The following is a 19,303-nucleotide window of genomic DNA, read 5'->3' as shown; positions in this document are numbered from 1 at the left end:
AGCGTTAGTTGACGGTATAGGGCAGCGAGGAGTGATGCAGGACGATCCGCAGATTGCCGGCATCGTCAAGCTGATAGCCCCAGGTCTTGTCGACCGTGGTAACTTTGCCTTCGCCATCAGTGATATGGACCTTGCCCATCGTCTGGGCAGTCTTGCCGCTGATGAAGATCGCCGAATTCTCGATCTTGACCGAGGTCCAGCCCTTCAGCGCAAAACCGGTATCGGCCGGGAAGTTCGGGTCATGGCCGACGAAATAGGCGAGTGCGCCTTCCGCTGTCGGGCGGAAGGTCTGCGGCTCGACGGTCAGCGTCGGCTTGAACAGCACCGGGCCGAGATTATAGCCATAGGCTCCATCAATCACCGCCTTGGCTGTTGCCTTGGCCTTGTCGATGCCGCCCTCCTTGTAGTCCGTGGCAATCTTCACGAGCGCATCGCCCCATGCAACCTGGGCGGCTTCGACCTGCGCCTGGGTGATGGTGCTGTCGATGATCGTTGCCTTGACCGGCATTTCGGCCTGGGCGGAGAAGGCAATCATAACAGCTGCAAATGTGGAAACGGCAAATCTGAACATTTCTGAACCTCGTTGGAGACGCTGGGACCATCCCAGTGCGTTGACATGAAGATGGGCAGCGAAGCTGACTGCTGCATGAGCCGAACATGAACCGAAGATTAAAAGGAGAGATTTCAAGCAGCTGCCAAAACCGGCAATCGAAGAATGCCGCGTCGGCGGCCACAGAAGCAGCCCCTTAAAGGGCTGGCAGCGTGTCGAAAAGCCGCCGTACACCCAGAAGGTCCGACCGGAACGCTTCAAGGCTACGCGCCTTCAGATCCGGATCCGGCATCCTGAGGATCGCCGACGGATGCGTCGTCACCAGCAGCATGCGGTTGTCCTGCAGGGGGATTGGCATGCCGCGCACTTCCGCGATCGGCCGGCTCTCGCCCGTCAGCGACAGATAGGCGGTCGCGCCCAGCGCCACGACGATGCGCGGCCGGATGATCTCGATCTCCTTTGAGACCCACCAGCGACAATGCGCCACCTCGTCGGCATCGGGGCGCATGTGGATGCGCCGCTTGCCGCGCCGCTCATATTTGAAATGCTTGACCGCATTGGTGACATAGACCAGCGATCGATCGATCCCCGCAGCCGCAACAGCCTCATCGAAGACCTGACCCGCCGGACCGATGAACGGCCGCCCCGCAAGATCCTCGGTATCGCCAGGCTGTTCGCCGACGAACATGATCTCGGCATCAACGGGTCCCTCGCCGAACACCGTCTGCGTCGCATGGCAGTGGAGCGGACAGCGCGTGCAGCCGGCTGCCTCCTGTCGGAGCCTTTCAAGCGGCGGCAGGTCGACCGACGAGCCTTCCTCCTCCCGCCCGCGCCACTGCGCCTGCAGGCGCTCGTGAAAGGCCGGCGGCTGGCTCGCCTCGCGCGCTGCCATCTCGGCAACCCGCCGCTCCGCACCGGCAATCAGGTCCGGAATGAGCGAGGCCTCCGGCATGTTCTTCCAGTATTTCTTTGGCATCTCCGACTGCATGGCCCTGATCTTCACCCGCGCCGGATTGAAGATATTGGCGAAATAGGTCCGCCACAGCTCGTCGGTCTCATCCTCTGCTTCCGGCCGGGCTGCAGGCTCGAGTGATGTCTTGAGTTCCTGCCCGTTCCAGGCGGCCGAGCCCTTTGGCGTCGCGATCAGCCAGTCCATGTCGGTGAAGCGCCGCTGGAAGAAACCGGCGGTGCGAGAGACGATGAAATGTTCGGGCTCGAACCAGGCGACGAACCGCCGCCGACCCGCCTGAACCGCATCCACCTCGCGGAACCGAACAAAGGCCTTCATCTTGTGGCTGTCTCGGCGGACATTCTTGATCAGCCGCGTGAGTTGCGCGACGTCGGCATCAGACGTGACCTGCAACAGGCTGCGCTCGTGCTGCAACCGCCACAGGATCCGATAGAGCAGTGAAAAGCGCTCCGAATCGGAATGACAGATCGCGGCCTCCGCAGCCTCAATGAAGCTTTTCGAAACGGAAATCTCGCAAGAGCGCGCGGTCAAATCGGGTGCAGCGGTGGCATCGAAGAGATCGCCGCCTTGCCCCGCCAACTGCCAGCGCACCTGATCTGGCGCGACCCCGTCCCCCAGAAGCGCTCGTGCAGCATCGCGCCACTCGTCGAACGCCCCTCGCCCTTCGAGCGTGACCGTCCGCATCAGAAAAGCGACAGCTGCTCGGCCGGCGGCGCAAACACCGACCGCAGATCCGACCGGTCAAGGCTGCGATTGGGCGACCAGCCTTCAGCGATGATAAAGGGCCGCACCTTCTTGAGCGACACGCCGAGACGCGTCAGGTCTTCCAGCCGAACCCGGCGGTGGCGGCGGGCGGAGAGAAGACCGTTCACCGTCTTCGTTCCAAAGCCCGGCACGCGCAGAAGCGTCTCGCGATCGGCCTTGTTCACGTCGACAGGGAAGCGGTCGCGATTGGCAAGCGCCCAGGCAAGCTTCGGATCCAGGTCAAGATCGAGCATGCCGTCCTGGCCGATCGAGGCGATCTCTTCCACGGAGAAGCCATAGAAGCGGTAGAGCCAGTCGGCCTGATAGAGCCGGTGCTCGCGCATCAGCGGCGGCTTGATCAGCGGCAGATGGCGCGAACTGTCAGGGATCGGGCTGAAGGCCGAGTAGTAGACGCGCTTCAGCCCATAGCTGCTGTAGAGCCGCGCGCTGGAGCCGAGGATCGTCGCGTCGCTCGCGCCATCGGCGCCGACGATCATCTGTGTGCTCTGTCCGCCGGGCACAAACTTCTTGCGCCGCCCGGTCAGCGTCGGCTCGCGCGCCTCGTCGATCTTGAGCCTCAGATCCGCCATCGAGCGGCGAATGTTGACCGGGCGCTTCTCCGGCGCATAGCGCTCCAGCCCGTGGTCGGTCGGCAGTTCGATATTGATCGACAGGCGATCGGCATAAAGCCCCGCCTCCTCCACCAGATGCGCTGAGGCCTCAGGGATCGTCTTCAGATGAATATAGCCGCGAAAATCATGTTTCGTGCGCAGATCCCTCGCGATCTTGACCATCTCGGCCATGGTATCGTCCGAGGACTTGATGATGCCGGAAGAGAGAAACAGCCCTTCGATATAGTTGCGCCGATAGAATTCGATCGTCAGCCAGACGACCTCTTCCGGCGTGAACCGGGCCCGCTCGACATTGCTCGAGGAGCGGTTGATGCAATAGGCGCAGTCATAGATGCAGAAATTGGTGAGCAGGATCTTCAGAAGCGAGATGCAGCGCCCGTCCGGCGCATAGGCGTGACAGATGCCCGACCCCTCGGTCGAACCCAGCCCGCCCGACGCCGACGAGTCCCGTTTGGTCGTGCCACTCGACGCGCAGGAGGCATCGTATTTGGCAGCATCGGAGAGGATGGCGAGACGTTCTTTGAGCGACTTCTTCATGAGAATGTTCACTATACGTTCGCATGACGACCGTCAAGAATCTCTCCTGCGGCATTCCGTCCTCCGGGCTTCCTCCTGGTTGATTTCATTGCGCTTTTGAACGGACAGAGACGTCCCCCGAACCGCCTCACGAAAACTCTGGAAATTGCGCCGACCATTCTGCTATAGTCAGTCCCAACCTGATTTGTGACTGGTTCCGCAGCTTTGCTTCGGAACCTGTTTTCTTTTGTGCCCGCGCTCGCGGCCATGAAGACGAAGGAAGAGGAAATGGTAGACAAAGTACCGATGACGCAGAACGGTTTCGAGAAGCTCAGCGAAGAGCTTCGCTGGCGTCAGCAGGAAGAACGTCCGCGCATCATCGAGGCGATTGCCGAAGCGCGCGCTCATGGCGACCTTTCCGAAAATGCGGAATATCATGCCGCTAAGGAAGCCCAGAGCCACAACGAGGGCCGCATCGGCGAACTCGAGGATCTGATCGCCCGTGCAGAGGTCATCGATCTCTCGAAGATGTCCGGCTCCAAGATCAAGTTCGGTGCGACGGTGAAGCTCATCGACGAGGACACCGAAGAAGAGAAGACCTACCAGATCGTCGGCGACCAGGAAGCCGACGTGAAGGCCGGCCGCATCTCGATATCCTCTCCGATTGCCCGCGCCCTGATCGGCAAGGAAGTCGGCGACAATATCGAAGTTGTCGCCCCCGGCGGCTCGAAGGCCTACGAGATCCTCGCCGTCAGGTGGGGTTGATCCAAGTCCGAAAGGGCCTTTCTGTGGCGCAGTCCCTCGACGATATCACCGTGGTTGCGCCGCATTTCAAGCGGCGCCTCTCCGGCGTAACATCAACAGTCATTCAGCTCATCCCAGAACAGCGGCGCCAGGGTCTCGGTATCGTGACCCTGGGGCCCGGTCTGCCAGGCCATCTACCAAAGATGCGCTGGTCGGACCTGCCGGCACTCTGGAAGAAGCCGGCCAACGGAAAGCCGCGCATCTGGCATGCGCGTCGCAACAATGAGATGCTGGCCGGCCTGATCCTCCGCGACGTGTTCCGCATGCCGCTCAAGCTGCTCTTTACCTCGGCAGCGCAACGGCATCACAGCCGCTATACCCGCTGGCTGATCTCGAAGATGGACGCGGTCGTTGCCACCAATGCGAAATCCGGCTCCTTCTTGAAGGTGCCGCATACCGTGATACGCCACGGCGTGGACTTGCAGCTGTTCCACCCCTCCGAAGAGATAGACAAGGGCCTTCCCGAGGATCTGAAGGGCCGTCACCTCGTCGGCTGCTTCGGTCGTGTCCGCCATCAGAAGGGCACCGATCTCTTCGTCAGGGCAATGATCGAGCTTCTGCCGCAAAACCCGGAATGGACGGCCGTCATTTCCGGCCGGGTGACAGCCGAACACACTGCCTTTGCCGACAAGCTTAAGGCCGATATCGCGACGGCCGGTCTTTCTGATCGCATCCGCTTTCTCGGAGAAGTGGATGACATCAAGCCCTGGTATCGCCGCCTGACGCTCTACGTCGCTCCGTCCCGCAACGAAGGCTTCGGCCTCACGCCGCTCGAAGCAATGGCCTCCGGAACCGCCGTGATAGCCAGCGACGCCGGCGCCTATGCCGAGATGATCGTTGAGGGGGAGACCGGATCGGTCGTGCCGGCAGGAGACTACGAGCGCCTGCGCGATGCAATCTCGGGCTTCCTGGAACCGCAAAAGGCCATGCAGGCCGGCCGCAAGGGTCGTGAACACGTCGAAGCAACCTTCGGGCTCGAACGCGAAGCGGACCAGTTGGCTGAGGTTTACGCAAGTCTGCTCGGCGCTGCCCTGCCCCGTGCGACGGCAATATCCCGACCCGCAACCTCCGGAAATGCTTGACCGATGGCGACGCGCGATCTCCTCGATATCCTGATCGTCAACAAGGACAACAGCTTCGGGCTGACCCGCGACACCAATCTCCTGATTGAAGCGCTGGCCTCGATCGGGCGATCAGAAGGTGTCGCGACCAGAGGCATCAGGGCACGGTCGCTTCTCGATTGGCTGTTCCGACGCCGACAGGCGCAGACCATCATCCATGTCGAACGTGCCTTTCCGCGTTGGTACAGCGCTGCGAAGTTCAATCTGCTCTGCCCGAACCAGGAGCGCTTTCCCCGCCGCCACCTCGGCAGACTGAAAGGCATCGACCTGGTGCTGGCCAAGAGCCGCCACGCCGAAGAAATCTTTCGCGGCCTCGGCGTGCCCACGGTCTATGTGGGTTTCACCTCAGAGGACCGTCTCGACGAGACGGTGCCGAAGAACTGGGACCGTTTCTTTCATCTCGCAGGCGGCAGCACGCTGAAGGGCACGGAAGACGTCATCGAATTGTGGTCACGGCATCCCGAATGGCCGGAACTGGTGCTGGTGCAGCGTGATCCGCATCCGAAGGCGGCCGCCATTGCCAATATCCGGGTGGTCAGCGGCTACATCACGGATGCTCAACTGAAAGAGCTGCAGAACAGCTGCGGCATCCATCTCTGCCCGTCCCGTTCGGAAGGCTGGGGTCACCACCTCGTCGAAGCGCTGTCGGTCGGCGCGGTCACGGTCACCACCGACGGCCCGCCGATGAACGAGCATGTGTCAGCCGATTGCGGCCTACTCATTTCCTATAGGCGCACCGAACCCAGGCACCTGGGGACGAACTACCTCGTGGATCTCTCTGCAATGGAAAAAGTCGTCGAGACACTGCTTCGCATGGATGCTTCGGAGAAGCAGCGGCTGGGAGCCGCCGCCCGCCAGCGCTTCCTGGAGATCGATGCCGGTTTCCGTGCGAGGCTGGCCGAGGCCCTGAAGCCGTACTGAGGCAGCGCCTCAGATCTCCACCAATCCGCCCTTCTTCACCTGCCGGATCGTCAGCATCGTCCGCACGGTGTCCACATGTTCATTGGCCGTCAGCACCTCGATGACGAAATCCTGGAACCGCGTCAGGTTCTCGGCCACGCAATGCAGCAGAAAATCGCTGTCCCCATTGACCATCCAGGCCTGGCGCACGATCGGCCAGCTGTCGGTCGCCGCCGCAAAGGCCTTGAGATTGGCCTCCGACTGGTGCTTTAGGCCGACCATACAGAAAGCGACGAGATCGTAGCCGAGGCGGCTGGCATTCAAGACAGCGTGATAGCTCTCGATCATGCCGGCCTCTTCGAGCTTGCGCACCCGCCGCAGGCAGGGTGGCGCCGAGATGCCGACGCGTTCGGAGAGTTCAACATTGGTCATCCGCCCATCCCGCTGCAACTCTTTCAGAATGCGCAGGTCGATGGCGTCGAGTTCTACCTTGAGCACGGTCGCTCCTTTTGAAGATGTGTGCGATATCTACTCCATCAGGAACAATTGGCAAGAATCCTCCGCCTTCACGCACAATTATTGCGTGGACGCGCAAAGCTCTGTTGCTAAAGCAGAGCAACGCCTTGAATTGCGCTTCGCTTCGATCCTAAATGAGCGTCAGTCGCGCGAGGATCGGGGCAGCCGCGTATTGAGGCCCCAGTCGATGTTACCCATCGCGCGTTGAAAGGAAGCGACAATGACTGCCCGCCACACCAAGGTGCTGATCATCGGCTCCGGCCCTGCCGGCTACACCGCTGCGATCTACGCCGCCCGCGCCATGCTGAAGCCGGTCCTGATCGCTGGCATGGAACAGGGTGGCCAGCTGATGATCACCACGGACGTGGAAAATTATCCGGGCTTTGCCGATCCCATCCAGGGCCCCTGGCTGATGGAGCAGATGCTGAACCAGGCCAAGCATGTCGGCACCGAGATCGTCAGCGACCTCGTCACCGAAGTCGACACCAGCCATCGCCCCTTCACGATCAAGACCGACAGCGGTCAGGTCTGGACATCAGACACCCTGATCATCTGCACCGGTGCCAAGGCAAAATGGCTCGGCATCGAAAGCGAGCAGCATTTCCAGGGCTTCGGCGTGTCTGCCTGTGCCACCTGCGACGGCTTCTTCTATCGCAACAAGGACGTCATCGTCGTTGGCGGCGGCAATTCTGCCGTCGAGGAAGCGCTCTATCTCTCGCATATCTGCAAGTCGGTCACCGTCGTGCACCGCCGTGATAGCTTCCGTTCGGAAAAGATCCTGCAGGAACGCCTCTTCGCCAAGGAGAATATCCGCGTTCTCTGGAACACCACCGTCGAGGAAATCACCGGCACCCCGGCCAAGCCGCCGATGCCGCCGTCCGTTTCGGGCGTCAAGCTCAAGGACGCGCTGACCGGCGCTGTCACAGACATGCCGATCGACGGCGTCTTCGTCGCCATCGGCCATGCGCCGGCCGTCGAACTGTTCAAGGGCAAGCTGAAGCTGAAATCCAATGGATATCTCTGGACAGCGCCGGATTCGACTGCGACCGACGTGCCCGGCATCTTTGCCGCCGGTGACGTGACCGACGATGTCTATCGCCAGGCAATCACCGCCGCCGGCATGGGCTGCATGGCAGCACTTGAGGCCGAGCGCTTCCTGTCTGCCCAGCCCGTCGAGACGAAACAAGCCGCGGAATAAGCGACATGAGAGGGGGCGGCATGCCGCTGGACTGGGACAAACTGCGCATTTTTCATGCCGCTGCGGAAGCCGGGTCCTTCACCCATGCCGCAGACAAGCTGCATCTGTCCCAGTCGGCCATCAGCCGCCAGGTCTCCTCGCTGGAGCAGGACATCGGGGTCAAGCTTTTCCACCGCCACGCCCGCGGCCTGATCCTGACCGAACAGGGCGAACTGCTCTATCGCACCGCCCATGACGTCCTCTTGAAGCTGCAGACCGTCAAGATGCAGCTGACGGAGACCACCGAGAAGCCCTCCGGAAAGCTCCGCGTCACAACCACCGTCGGTCTGGGCCAGGGCTGGTTGACCGACAAGGTCCAGGAGTTCCTGCAGCTTTATCCTGAGATGTCGATCCAGCTGATCCTCGACAACGAGGAGCTGGACGTGAACATGCGTCATGCCGACTGCGCCATCCGACTACGCCAGCCGCAGCAGTCGGACCTCATCCAGCGCAAGCTGTTCACGGTGCATATGCATGTCTATGCAGCGCCCTCCTACATCAACCGCTATGGCGAGCCGCAGTCGATCGAGGATCTCGACAATCACAAGATCATCACCTTCGGCGAGCCGGCCCCGAACTACCTGCTCGACGTCAACTGGCTTGAAGTCGCCGGACGCTCGTCCGACAATCCGCGCATCCCGCATCTGCAGATCAACAGTCTGACCTCGATCAAGCGCGCCTGCCTGCTCGGCATCGGCATCGCCATGCTGCCGGATTACATCGTGGGACGCGACCCGGGCCTGCTGCAGCTTGTGACAAGCGCAGACGTGCCGTCCTTCGATACCTATTTCTGCTATCCGGACGAGATCAAGAACGCCGCAAAGCTCAAGGCATTCAGGGACTTCATCGTCGCCAAGGCGCGCAACTGGAATTTCTGAGCTGATAGTCTGGTGATCAGATTTTGTTGTTCCCGCAAACAGACTTGCAACTCGCGCATGCCTGACATGCATAAAAAAGCATTGTTCACTGCACAAAAAACTACCATATCGCACACAGCTGATGCACATGGTGGCTTTTTCCTCCCAGTTCCACCGCAGCAGCTGTTCCCCTCTGGAGGTTTTTGACCTTCACAATTTAAAGGGCCCTGGTTTTCCGGTGGCCCTCTTTTTTTGTTATTTTGTTGGAACAATAGACCCAGTCACGCGTTACAGCGTCTGGCGGAGCCTTCGCCGCGCGCGCACTTAGGTGCTCGGCACCAACGATTGATCTGTCTAGGACTGACATGCTGTTACTGGAGGGAACATGTTCCTTGAGGACGTGATGAAAGCGCTGGCACACCCGGCGCGCATGGAAATGCTGATCTGGTTGAAGGAGCCCAAAGAGTATTTCGGGGTGCCGAAGGAAGAAGCCGTTGACGGTATCAGTGCGGGGCAATTCGAACGCTCAGGGCTTTCGCAGTCCGCTGTATCGGCGCATCTGGCGACACTCCAGCGCGCGGGCCTGATCAGCTCCAAGCGTGTCGGCCAAAGGGTGCTCTATCGCCGCAACGAAGACACGATTGCCGAATTCATCAAGTCCTTGAACAATACCCTATGATGCCCCACATCGGGGGTGCCGGCGACACATATCCCGCCGCCGGAAACTCCCGAGAGGTTTCATGTCCAAGCTTTTTGAACCGACATCCGTCGGCACCATCCCCGTTTCCAATCGTATCGCCATGGCGCCGCTGACGCGCAACCGGTCCCCGGGCGCCATGCCGAACGATCTGAACGTCGAGTACTATCGCCAGCGCGCAAGCGCCGGCCTGATCATCAGTGAAGGCACGGCCATCACCCATCAGGCGCAGGGTTATGCGGATGTGCCCGGTCTCTACAAGCCCGAAGCCATCGAAGGCTGGAAGAAGGTGACCGATGCCGTGCATGCAGCCGGCGGCAAGATCGTCACCCAGCTCTGGCATGTCGGCCGCATCTCCCACACCAGCCTGCAGCCGGAGGGCGGAAAGCCGGTTGCCCCGTCGCCGATTGCAGCCAAGTCGAAGACCTACGTGCTGAACGCCGATGGTACCGGCAGCTTCGTCGAGACGTCGCAACCGCGTGCACTCGAAACCGCGGAGATCCCCGGCATCCTCGAAGACTATCGCAAAGCGGCTCGCGCGGCCATCGATGCAGGCTTTGACGGCGTCGAAATCCATGCTGCGAACGGTTATCTGCTTGAGCAGTTCATGCGCTCGAACAGCAATGAGCGCACCGACCAATACGGCGCTTCAATCGAGAACCGCATCCGCCTGACGCTTGAAGTCGTCGAAGCGGTAACCAAGGAAATCGGCGCCGAGAGGACCGGCATCCGTATCTCGCCGACGACCCCGGCCAATGATGTCTCCGATCCCGATCCGAAGGCTGTCTACACAGCCCTGGTCGATGCCCTCGCGGAGCACGAACTTGCCTTCGTCCACGTCATCGAAGGCGCGACCGGTGGCCCGCGTAACGTTCTGCCCTTCGACTGGAAGGCTTTGAAGGCGGCCTACCGCGCAGCCGGTGGCAAGGGTGCCTGGATCGCCAACAACGGCTATGACCGCGCCTCCGCAATCGAGGCCGTCGAGAGCGGTTATGCTGATCTGGTCGCCTTCGGTCGCCCCTTCATTTCGAACCCGGACCTCGTCCGCCGCCTGAAGGAAGATGCAGCGCTGAACCCGCTTGACGCAGCCACGCTCTATGGCGGTGGCGCAGAAGGCTATACCAGCTACCCCGCTCTGGCATAAACTGCGAAGGGCTCCCGGAAGCGGGGGCCCTTTCTCTTTATGACCTGGGGATCAGGTGCGGGCCTCACGGATCCGCGCGACAAGCACAAAGGCGACAAGCCCCATAGCGAGCCCGTTGACCGGATGCAGTGCGCCGAGCATGGGCAGCCGATCTCCGAGTGCGGCCAGCGTCACCTGCAGCAGATATCCCGCCAGAAGCAGCGAGGTGAACCCTCGGAACCCAGACAGCGGACCTCTCAAAGTCATCGCGAAGACGACGAGGATCGGCATCGCAAGCGCGCCGCCCGTCGCAGCATGCGTCTCCCAGCCTGCCCCGCCCCCAAACACCGTGAGGCCGGCCAGAAAGAATTGTACCGCGATGCCCAAAAGGGTGAGCCAGACCAGAGCCCTGAAGGCGAAAAACCCGCTCGATGCACCGATGGAAGACCGCATCATGGCCTGCGCCCCATCGCGACGGGTGCCGGCACCTGGTCGGTGACAACAGGACCTTCCGGAAGGCAGCCGAGGCTCCGCAGCGTCGCGCGCACCGCTATATCGATCGGGGTCTGCGGTTCCTCACCGAGGACCTCCACGAGATGGCGGTTGTCGAGGCGGATCGTTTCCCGCCACAGATAACGCATCTCATGCAGCTCCTTGAGCAAGGGCATGAAGGGACGCAGCAGTCCCGCAAGCCTCCAGGGGAAGCCAAAGGTCAGAATTCCCGGGCGGCCCACGACCCGACCGATAGCCTGGGCCATCTGCACCCCGTCATGGTCAAAGAACCCGTTCATGTGAAAACGCGAGAAGCGCGGCAACTCGTCTGCGCGATCGAGCAGACGCATGAAGGTCTCGGCGACGTCAGGCAGATAGGCCCAGGCATGACCGACGCCCTTTCGACCGGGATTGATGACGAAGCGCACCGGCTTGCCCGGCTGTACCAGTCCCTGGGCGAACCAATTGTTACCCGCGTCGGGCCCGAAGAAGTCCCCTGCCCGGACGATGATCACCGAAACGCCTTCATCGGCCGCCTGCTCCAGCCGTTGCTCAAGTTCGACGCGGATCTTTCCTTTCACGGTCACCGGTCTCTGCGGACTATCCTCGGCAAGCATCGGAAAGCTGTCGGGGCCGAAATTGTAGATCGTGCCCGGCATCAGGATGCGGGCGCCGACCGCCCGCGCGGCCGCAATCGTGTTGTCGATCATCGGCAGAACGAGTTTGCCCCAGTTCTGGTAGCCCGGCGGGTTGACCCCGTGCACGATGACGCTGGCATCCTGAGCGGCGGCCAGCACATCCGAGGCCCGCATCGCGTCGCCGGCAACCCATTCATATTCGGCTCGCGACGACATCTGCTCTTCGGGACGGCGGTGCATGGCGCGCACCCGGTAGCCGCGCTTCTGCAGGGCCTTGGCAAGCGCTCCGCCAATGCCACCCGTTGCGCCGAGGACCAGCGCGAGCGGCGGCTGCAAAGCAGTTTTCGAGAATTCGGTCATGTCCATCTCCTGGTTTGGAACTGGACTGATCTTCCCACGCCGCATGGATATTCAGAATTGCCATAAATCGTACAATCGATATACAAAAATGCATGACCATGGATCAGATCAGCTGGGACCTTTACCGGACCTTCCTCGCCGTTGTCGAAACGGGCTCCCTTTCTGCAGCCGCCCGTCAGCTCGGCCTGACGCAGCCGACGGCCGGGCGCCACATCGAGGCGCTGGAGCTGGCCTTCGGCGCGCCCCTCTTCCTGCGCACACCCCAGGGTCTCCTGCCGACGGAAAAAGCCTTGGCCATGAAAACCCATGCCCGCAGCATGGCCGCCATGTCCGCGGCACTGGCCCGCATCGCCTCGGGCGACATGCTGGAGGTGCGCGGCACAGTGCGCATCAGCGCGAGCGAGGTCATCGCGGTGGAGGTTCTGCCGCCGGTCCTGGCACTGCTGCAGGAGGAACATCCGGCGCTGGAAATCGAGCTATCGGCCTCGGATACTGTCGAGGACCTGCTGCAGCAGGAAGCCGATATCGCAATCCGCATGGTGCAGCCGAGCCAGTCCGCCCTACTCAGCCGCCGCGTCGGCAGGATCACTCTCGGCTTCCATGCCCATCGCAGTTATGTCGCGCGCCACGGAGTGCCCGAAACGCTTGAAGCACTCTCGCAGCACCGGCTGATCGGCTTTGACCGCCAGCTCGCCTATATCAGGGAGATCCTCAAACACCGGCCAGACCTCGCCGGCATCGGTTTTGATTTCCGTGCCGACAGCAACCTCGTGCAGCTTGCCGCCATCCGCGCAGGCCTCGGCATAGGAATGTGCCAGCATGCCTTTGCAGCGCGCAATCAGGACCTGATCGAAATTCTGCCGGGCACGCTTGATGTCGCGCTGGAAACCTTCGTGGTCATGCACGAAACACTGAAAACCGTCCCGCGCTTTCGGACAACCTTTGACGCTCTGGTCAGGGGGCTCACGGCATGGGTTCGACTTGCCAGGAAACCCGACGCCGAAACGGAATCGGCACATGAAGAACCGGTCGCAACAGGTTCAGCAAGTTGAGCTTTCACCTGCCGTCAGACCGGCGGTCTGTCATCGCCGGCGAATGCATCGATGACTTCTACTTCCGGTCGGTCGCCACCGTCACTATATTCCTCGCGCCAGCGCCCGTCCTCGTCCTGGTAGCTGATCGTCACCGGCTCATCGCCGACCTGCTGCTCTTCCATGACGATACGCACGGCTTCCAGCGCCTGGTCATGGGTCGGAAATGCCTCCGAATAGACGCCACCGAGCCGATAGGCCCAACCGCCGTCGTGCGGAACGATCTCGTATGTGATCTTGACCATCGCCTTCTCCTCCTAGGCTAGGCAACAGTATTCCACCAAACAAGGCCCGGCGCAAACGCGTCGTCGGCGTCGCGGAACAGCGGGGGCCGCGCAGCACGTGCGCAACAAGGATCAGCGGCAGAAAAACACGATGTCACGCGGCAGTCAGAGAGAGGCACCGTTCAGCCCGTTGTGATGGCAATGACACCCGCTGAGACCACCATCATCGCCGTCACGCTGATCGCAACCGCCATCAATCCGGATGACGGCGAGACCAATGCAATCGAAGGCAGGAGCCAATTCGCCTTCTTTGCCAAAATCATCACGCCGGCCTTTCCAGGTCTTTCAACCGCCGCGCAGCTGCGGATGGCCGTCTCACCGAGCAATAAAGCATTGTTGATCACATCAGGGCTGCTGTTCGGGAGCATTTACACCAAATGAGGCGTTGATCGGGTCCAACAGCCAGACCAGGAGGAATTGATGAGCCGACTGTCCAAGATACTCGCCGGAACCATGCTGAGTTTCAGCTTGTCCACCTTGCCCGCATTTGCGCAACAAGGCGGCGCTCCGGTGGAAACCAAGGCTGCGAACGCCCCCGACCAGCAGCCGGCCTTTGCCGGCCAGACGCGCGCGCCGCAGCCAGCTGCGGTGGCGAACATCAAGACGGAAGTCGTCGCGGAGGGGCTGCCGCATCTGTGGTCGATGGAATTCCTGCCCGACGGACGTATGCTTGTCACGGCCAAGCAGGGCGCCATGCACATCATCGGCGCCGACGGCAAGGCTGGTCCCGAGATTGCCAACGTTCCCGAGGTGTTGGCGAACGGCCAGGGCGGCCTTCTCGACGTGGCACTCGCCCCCGACCATGAAACTTCGGGCAAGATCTTCTTCTCCTTTTCCGAACAGCGTGACGACGGAAACGGCACGTCCGTGGCCTCCGCACGTCTCGTCACTGACGGTCAGGGCGGCGGCACACTGGAAGACGTAGCTGTCATCTTCCGCCAGACCCCGAGCTATGACGGCAACAAGCATTTCGGCTCCCGCCTTGCCTTTGGTCCGCAGGGCGAACTCTACGTGACGGTCGGCGAACGCTCCGATCGCGAGCCGCGCGTCCAGGCCCAGGATCTGCAGAGCGGCCTCGGCAAAATTTTCCGGATTACCCAGACCGGCGAAGCATGGGCAGACAATCCGTTTGCCGGTGAGGCGGGTGCGCTGCCGGAGATCTGGTCACTCGGCCACCGCAATCTGCAATCCGCCACGATCGACGGTCAGGGCCGCCTCTGGACGGTCGAACATGGCCCACGCGGTGGTGACGAATTGAACCTTCCCGAGGCGGGCAAGAACTACGGCTGGCCGGAGGTCACCTATGGCGTGGAGTATAGCGGCGCCAAGGTCGGCGAAGGCATTACCCAGATGGCAAACACCGAACAGCCCGTCTATTACTGGGATCCGGTCATCGCGCCCTCGGGCATGGCCTATTACGATGCCAACGCCATCCCCGAATGGAAGGGCGCCTTCCTCGTCGGCGGCCTCGTCAGCCGGGGCGTCGTGGTGCTGCACATGGAAAACGACCGGGTCAAGTATGAGGAACGCGTCGATCTCGGCGCCCGCATCCGCGACGTGAAGGTCGGCCCGGACGGCGCTGTCTATGCCGTCACAGAACAACGCGGCGGCGGCAACTCGACTATTGTCAGGCTGACCAAGGGTTGAAACGAAATCTCCGCCTCTGATCCATGTGATCAGGGGCGGAATGCCAGCGGATGGTCGACAAGCGCACGATCGACCGTAACAAGCTGAAGGCCTTCGACATGGCACTGGGCGAGGAGCAGTCGGTCAAAGGGATCCCGGGTGGGCGGCTCTGGATCGACAGTGTGGAGGACGTGAGAGACTTCAATCCCGAGTATATGCAGGCCAACTGACGCTATTGCTTCTGGTAAGTCAGTCAGTGGCATACCGATGTCCAGCTTGCCAAGCCTGGTTTTTATGGCGATTTCCCAAAGAGTTGCAGCACTGACGAACCCATCGACGTCTCCAACTTCAAGCAGTTCGTGTATCAAAGGAAAGTGCTACCGAAATGAGCGCCCGAAAAAGGCAAGCGCAATGTGCGTATCCAGCAGGACCGACGACACTACGGGAGCGGCCTTAAGAGGAAATCTTCCGGAAGCGGATCATCAAAATCTTCGGCGATATAGGGAACGGCATTCTCAATCCCCTTCGACCGCAGGTAAGCCTGACCGGCCTCCCAATCGATCCCACCCTTCTTCGGCTTCGCCACTCCCACCTCGGCCGCCGCATGCGGCACGAGATCCAGAACCGGCTTCCCATCGCGTGTCACGGTCACGACCTCGCCCCGCTCGACGGCATCGGCGAGCGCTTCCAGATGACGTGTGGCTTCCTGCAGGCTGACGGTTTTCATGTAAGCGAAGATAACACGGGCGCGCCCTGTCCTCAACAAATCCCAAAAGCAGAAAGGGCCCGCCTTTCAGCGAGCCCTTACCTAAGCTGCTATGTGTCCGCGCTTACTTCAGCGAGGCGCAGAAGCGCTGGATACGGCTGCAGGCCTCTTCGAGCTTGGCATTCGAGGTGGCGTAGGACACGCGGAAGTTCGGACCGAGGCCGAAAGACGAGCCGTGAACGGTGGCAACCCCTTCGGTCGCCAGCAGTTCCATGACGAAGTCTTCGTCCGTCTCGATGACCTTGCCCGACGGCGCGGTCTTGCCGATGAGCGCTGCGCAGGACGGATAGACATAGAAGGCGCCTTCCGGCTTGGGGCAAACGATGCCGGATGCCTGGTTCAGCATGGAGACCACGAGGTCGCGGCGCTCTTCGAAAGCCTTCTTCGATTCCGTGATGAAGTCCTGCGGACCATTCAGCGCCTCGACGGCCGCCCACTGGGCAACCGAGCAGGCACCTGAGGTCTGCTGGCCCTGGATCATGTCCATCGCCTTGATCAGCGGCAGCGGGCCGGCCGCATAACCGATACGCCAGCCGGTCATGGCATAGGCCTTGGACACGCCGTTCATCGTCAGCGTACGTTCATAGAGCGCCGGCTCCACCTGAGCAGGCGTGTAGTAGACGAAATCGCCGAAGACGAGATGTTCATACATGTCGTCGGTCAGAACCCAAACATGCGGATGCTTCATCAGCACGTCCGTCAGCGCCTTGAGCTCTTCCTTGCTGTAGGCGGCACCCGACGGGTTGGACGGCGAGTTGAACATGAACCACTTGGTCTTCGGCGTGATCGCCTTGTCCAGCTGCTCGGCCGTCAGCTTGAAATTGTTCTCGATCGTCGTTTCGACGAAGACGGGCGTGCCACCGCAAAGCGCAATCATTTCCGGATAGGAGACCCAGAACGGCGCCGGGATCACGACTTCATCTCCCGGATTGATCGTTGCCATGAAGGCATTGAAAAGAATCTGTTTTCCGCCGGTGCCGACAATCACCTGCTCGGGCTTGTAGTCGAGACCGTTCTCGCGCTTGAACTTGTCAGCGATCGCCTTCCGCAGCTCCGGAATGCCGGCAACTGGCGTGTACTTCGTCTCGCCGCGGGCAATGGCGGCAACAGCCGCATCCTTGATGTTCTGCGGCGTGTCGAAGTCGGGCTCGCCGACGGAGAGCGAAATGACGTCTTTCCCCTGCGCTTTGAGCTCCCGGGCCATCTGCGTAACGGCGATGGTCGCTGAAGGCTTGATGCGGGAAAGGGCGTCGGCAAGGAAAGCCATTGTGCGTGTCCTGAGCTGATTGAACATCGACCCCGCTCCCCGGGGCCTCAGGTCCAAGCTCTATGGCGAAAGAGCCCCTGCCTTTCAAGCCAAAACCTCTGCAGAATCGATAGATTTGTGTCCCCGTGCCAATGGTCGGATGCGCGTGACACCATGAGACCCGGGAAAATCACAATTTGGCATGGGAAACGCCACATTTCCGTCGCTCTGCAGACGCGATCACGGGCTTTTATCCGGCCACGTCAAACAGAGAGGAGAGAGCCCCCATGGACTTCGAACTGGAAGCCGTCACGCCCCCTTCCCGTCCCAGCCGCTCGCTCGCCTGGCTGGGTGCTGCCAGCGGACTGGCTCTGGCGCTCTTCCTGTTTGGCAGCCCAGGCACCGCCTCGTCACCGGAGCAGACGCCGGCCGCCGCACATTCGAGCCTGCCCTCTTCTGCGCAGGATGCGATCACAACGGCAAGCATCCTGCCGGCGCCTGTGGTGCGCGGCGATCTATCGACGGCAGGCTCAGGACGGACCCTCACAATTCCGGAGAGCGAACGCCACCTGCTGATGATCCTTCTCTCCCTCTGCTTCATGGTGATGGCGGCCGGCGGCTTTGCCCTGTTGAAGCGCGGCTGGCAGGACCTGATCCAGCAGGAAGTCAATCAGAAACGCTCCATAAAATAGTAGACTTGATATCTATGTAGTTTCGTAGATAATGGCTCCATCTGATTGGGAGGAGCCATCATGAAACGCATTGCAGTCCTGGGTGCCGGTCTTGGCGGCACGATCATGGCCTATGAATTGAGAGACCGCCTCGGCCGCGAAGTCGAGATCCATCTCCTGAGCAAGGGAGCGACCTATTCCTTCGTTCCCTCAAATCCTTGGGTGGCCGTCGGCTGGCGAGGACGCGAAGAGATCGAAGTCGATCTGAGACCCGCCTGCGCCAAGCGCAACATCACCCTGCATCCGCAGGGTGCGGCTCGTGTCCATCCCGGCGAGAACAGGGTGGAAATGCTCGACGGCAGCTCACTCGACTACGACTATCTCGTGATCGCAACGGGCCCTGACCTCGCTTTCGACGAAATCGAAGGCTTCGGCCCGCATCATCACACCCAGTCCGTGTGCCACATCGATCACGCGCTGGCAGCGAAAGAAGCCTTCGACAGGCTCGTCGCCAATCCGGGGCCCGTGGTAATCGGCGCCGTGCAGGGCGCCTCCTGCTTCGGTCCGGCCTATGAATTCGCCTTCATTCTCGACAAAGCCCTGCGTGACGCAAAGATCCGCGACCGCGTGCCGATGACCTTTGTCACCTCGGAACCCTATATCGGCCATCTCGGCCTCGACGGTGTCGGCGACACCAAAGGCCTGCTCGAAAGCGCGCTGCGCTCCAAACACATCAAATGGGTGACCAATGCCCGGGTCAGCCGCTTCGAGGGCGACAAGGTCGTTGCCGAGGAGATCAACGAAGACGGCTCGATCAAGACGACCCACGAGATCCCCTCGGTCTACACGATGATGCTGCCCGCCTTCCGGGGCGTGGAGGCCATCAAGGGCATCGAGGGCCTCACCAACCCGCGCGGCTTCGTGCTCGTCGATAAACACCAGCAGAACCCGACCTATAGAAACGTCTTCTCCGTCGGTGTCTGCGTCGCAATCCCGCCGATGGGCAAGACGCCCGTCCCGGTGGGCGTCCCCAAAACCGGCTTCATGATCGAATCCATGGTAACGGCCACCGCCCACAACATCGCCAATCTGATCACGGGTGAAGAGGCGAATGCCCAGGGCACATGGAATGCCGTCTGCCTCGCCGACTTCGGCGATGGCGGGATCGCATTCGTCGCCCAGCCGCAATTGCCGCCGCGCAACGTGAACTGGTCCTCTCAAGGCAAGTGGGTACATGCTGCCAAGATCGGCTTCGAGAAATACTTCCTCTACAAGGTCAAACTCGGCAAATCCGAGCCTTTCTACGAAAAACTGGCACTCCAGGCTTTGGGTATCGACAAGCTCAAGGCTGTCAGCTTCGACGGCTAAAGACAGCGGCGCCTCTTCAAAACTTCGTCAAGAGGCGCTGTCTTCTGAACATTGATCTTGTCGCGGCAAGGTCGCCCCCCATCTTCACGACATG

21 protein-coding genes and 1 pseudogene are annotated in these 19,303 nt (G+C 61.2%); 12 read left to right on the top strand and 10 right to left on the bottom strand.

Annotation, left to right across the window (positions count from 1 at the left end; translation table 11 throughout):
• Positions 1-4: 4 nt before the first annotated feature.
• From AC1PUL_RS04465 to AC1PUL_RS04455, 3 genes are all read right to left on the bottom strand, one after another.
• Positions 5-571 (bottom strand): phosphoribosyl-AMP cyclohydrolase, encoded by a 567-nt coding sequence (locus tag AC1PUL_RS04465; protein WP_480466812.1) that lies wholly within the window; start codon positions 569-571, stop codon positions 5-7.
• Positions 572-746: 175 nt separating this feature from the next.
• The gene (locus AC1PUL_RS04460) at positions 747-2,204 is read right to left on the bottom strand and encodes a UdgX family uracil-DNA binding protein (RefSeq protein ID WP_480466811.1); all 1,458 of its coding nucleotides are present in this window, start codon (positions 2,202-2,204) and stop codon (positions 747-749) included.
• Positions 2,204-3,433, bottom strand: coding sequence for a putative DNA modification/repair radical SAM protein (locus tag AC1PUL_RS04455; protein WP_480466810.1), 1,230 nt, complete (start codon positions 3,431-3,433; stop codon positions 2,204-2,206). Before AC1PUL_RS04455 ends, AC1PUL_RS04460 begins: the two co-directional genes overlap by 1 nt.
• A 267-nt stretch (positions 3,434-3,700) precedes the next feature.
• Here AC1PUL_RS04455 and greA point away from each other — a divergent pair, with 267 nt between their 5' ends.
• The 3 genes from greA to AC1PUL_RS04440 are packed head-to-tail and all read left to right on the top strand — an operon-like array spanning position 3,701 to position 6,258.
• Positions 3,701-4,177, top strand: coding sequence for a transcription elongation factor GreA (greA, locus tag AC1PUL_RS04450; RefSeq protein ID WP_298469454.1), 477 nt, complete (start codon positions 3,701-3,703; stop codon positions 4,175-4,177).
• Positions 4,178-4,200: 23 nt separating this feature from the next.
• Positions 4,201-5,298, top strand: a complete 1,098-nt coding sequence (locus tag AC1PUL_RS04445) for a glycosyltransferase family 4 protein (protein WP_480466809.1) — start codon at positions 4,201-4,203, stop codon at positions 5,296-5,298.
• A 3-nt stretch (positions 5,299-5,301) separates the two neighbouring features.
• A complete protein-coding gene (locus AC1PUL_RS04440; protein ID WP_480466808.1) occupies positions 5,302-6,258 on the top strand; it encodes a glycosyltransferase in 957 nt (318 codons plus the stop codon).
• A 9-nt stretch (positions 6,259-6,267) separates the two neighbouring features.
• On the opposite strand, the gene AC1PUL_RS04435 is transcribed toward AC1PUL_RS04440, so the two are convergent.
• Entirely contained in the window at positions 6,268-6,735 is a 468-nt protein-coding gene (locus AC1PUL_RS04435; protein ID WP_480466807.1) for an Lrp/AsnC family transcriptional regulator, read from the bottom strand.
• Positions 6,736-6,973: 238 nt separating this feature from the next.
• Here AC1PUL_RS04435 and trxB point away from each other — a divergent pair, with 238 nt between their 5' ends.
• The 4 genes from trxB (at position 6,974) to AC1PUL_RS04415 (ending at position 10,688) form a co-directional block, all read left to right on the top strand.
• Positions 6,974-7,951, top strand: a complete 978-nt coding sequence (gene trxB / locus AC1PUL_RS04430) for a thioredoxin-disulfide reductase (protein ID WP_480466806.1) — start codon at positions 6,974-6,976, stop codon at positions 7,949-7,951.
• A 20-nt stretch (positions 7,952-7,971) separates the two neighbouring features.
• Entirely contained in the window at positions 7,972-8,868 is an 897-nt protein-coding gene (locus tag AC1PUL_RS04425; protein WP_480466805.1) for a LysR family transcriptional regulator VtlR, read from the top strand.
• A gap of 364 nt (positions 8,869-9,232) precedes the next feature.
• Complete coding sequence (locus AC1PUL_RS04420; RefSeq protein ID WP_480466804.1) at positions 9,233-9,526, top strand: ArsR/SmtB family transcription factor; 294 nt, start codon at positions 9,233-9,235, stop codon at positions 9,524-9,526.
• A 61-nt stretch (positions 9,527-9,587) separates the two neighbouring features.
• Positions 9,588-10,688 (top strand): alkene reductase, encoded by a 1,101-nt coding sequence (locus AC1PUL_RS04415; RefSeq protein ID WP_480466803.1) that lies wholly within the window; start codon positions 9,588-9,590, stop codon positions 10,686-10,688.
• A 51-nt stretch (positions 10,689-10,739) separates the two neighbouring features.
• Here AC1PUL_RS04415 and AC1PUL_RS04410 read toward each other — a convergent pair whose 3' ends face one another.
• Positions 10,740-11,123 carry a DUF6220 domain-containing protein gene (locus AC1PUL_RS04410; RefSeq protein WP_480466802.1) on the bottom strand — a complete coding sequence of 128 codons (384 nt, stop codon included), beginning with the start codon at positions 11,121-11,123 and terminating at the stop codon, positions 10,740-10,742.
• Positions 11,120-12,157 (bottom strand): NAD-dependent epimerase/dehydratase family protein, encoded by a 1,038-nt coding sequence (locus AC1PUL_RS04405; RefSeq protein WP_480466801.1) that lies wholly within the window; start codon positions 12,155-12,157, stop codon positions 11,120-11,122. Before AC1PUL_RS04405 ends, AC1PUL_RS04410 begins: the two co-directional genes overlap by 4 nt.
• Positions 12,158-12,249: 92 nt before the next feature.
• On the opposite strand from AC1PUL_RS04405, the gene AC1PUL_RS04400 reads away from it, so the two are divergent.
• Entirely contained in the window at positions 12,250-13,209 is a 960-nt protein-coding gene (locus tag AC1PUL_RS04400; protein WP_480466800.1) for a LysR family transcriptional regulator, read from the top strand.
• A 14-nt stretch (positions 13,210-13,223) separates the two neighbouring features.
• Here the strand turns inward: AC1PUL_RS04400 and AC1PUL_RS04395 are convergent, their stop codons facing one another.
• Positions 13,224-13,493, bottom strand: a complete 270-nt coding sequence (locus AC1PUL_RS04395; RefSeq protein WP_480466799.1) for a DUF2188 domain-containing protein — start codon at positions 13,491-13,493, stop codon at positions 13,224-13,226.
• 171 nt (positions 13,494-13,664) lie between these two features.
• Between AC1PUL_RS04395 and AC1PUL_RS04390 the strand changes: the two genes are divergently transcribed.
• Positions 13,665-13,913, top strand: coding sequence for a hypothetical protein (locus AC1PUL_RS04390; protein ID WP_480466798.1), 249 nt, complete (start codon positions 13,665-13,667; stop codon positions 13,911-13,913).
• Positions 13,914-13,952: 39 nt separating this feature from the next.
• Positions 13,953-15,179 carry a PQQ-dependent sugar dehydrogenase gene (locus tag AC1PUL_RS04385; protein ID WP_480466797.1) on the top strand — a complete coding sequence of 409 codons (1,227 nt, stop codon included), beginning with the start codon at positions 13,953-13,955 and terminating at the stop codon, positions 15,177-15,179.
• Between the two features lie 29 nt (positions 15,180-15,208).
• Here the strand turns inward: AC1PUL_RS04385 and AC1PUL_RS04380 are convergent.
• The 3 genes and pseudogenes from AC1PUL_RS04380 to AC1PUL_RS04370 form a co-directional block, all read right to left on the bottom strand.
• Positions 15,209-15,598 (bottom strand): annotated as a pseudogene (locus AC1PUL_RS04380) (type II toxin-antitoxin system VapC family toxin).
• Positions 15,598-15,885, bottom strand: coding sequence for a type II toxin-antitoxin system Phd/YefM family antitoxin (locus AC1PUL_RS04375; protein ID WP_480466796.1), 288 nt, complete (start codon positions 15,883-15,885; stop codon positions 15,598-15,600). Before AC1PUL_RS04375 ends, AC1PUL_RS04380 begins: the two are co-directional and overlap by 1 nt.
• A 103-nt stretch (positions 15,886-15,988) precedes the next feature.
• Complete coding sequence (locus tag AC1PUL_RS04370; RefSeq protein ID WP_480466795.1) at positions 15,989-17,191, bottom strand: pyridoxal phosphate-dependent aminotransferase; 1,203 nt, start codon at positions 17,189-17,191, stop codon at positions 15,989-15,991.
• A gap of 266 nt (positions 17,192-17,457) precedes the next feature.
• Here AC1PUL_RS04370 and AC1PUL_RS04365 point away from each other — a divergent pair, with 266 nt between their 5' ends.
• On the top strand, positions 17,458-17,862 hold the full coding sequence (locus tag AC1PUL_RS04365) for a hypothetical protein (protein ID WP_480466794.1): 405 nt from the start codon (positions 17,458-17,460) through the stop codon (positions 17,860-17,862).
• Between the two features lie 60 nt (positions 17,863-17,922).
• The gene (locus AC1PUL_RS04360; protein ID WP_480466793.1) at positions 17,923-19,209 is read left to right on the top strand and encodes an NAD(P)/FAD-dependent oxidoreductase; all 1,287 of its coding nucleotides are present in this window, start codon (positions 17,923-17,925) and stop codon (positions 19,207-19,209) included.
• The last annotated feature ends 94 nt before the right edge of the window (positions 19,210-19,303 follow it).

The sequence above is a fragment of the Rhizobium sp. P43 genome, from assembly GCF_056730705.1.
Note: the sequence above shows the minus strand (reverse complement) of the source record. Positions and strands in the feature narration are given on the sequence as shown.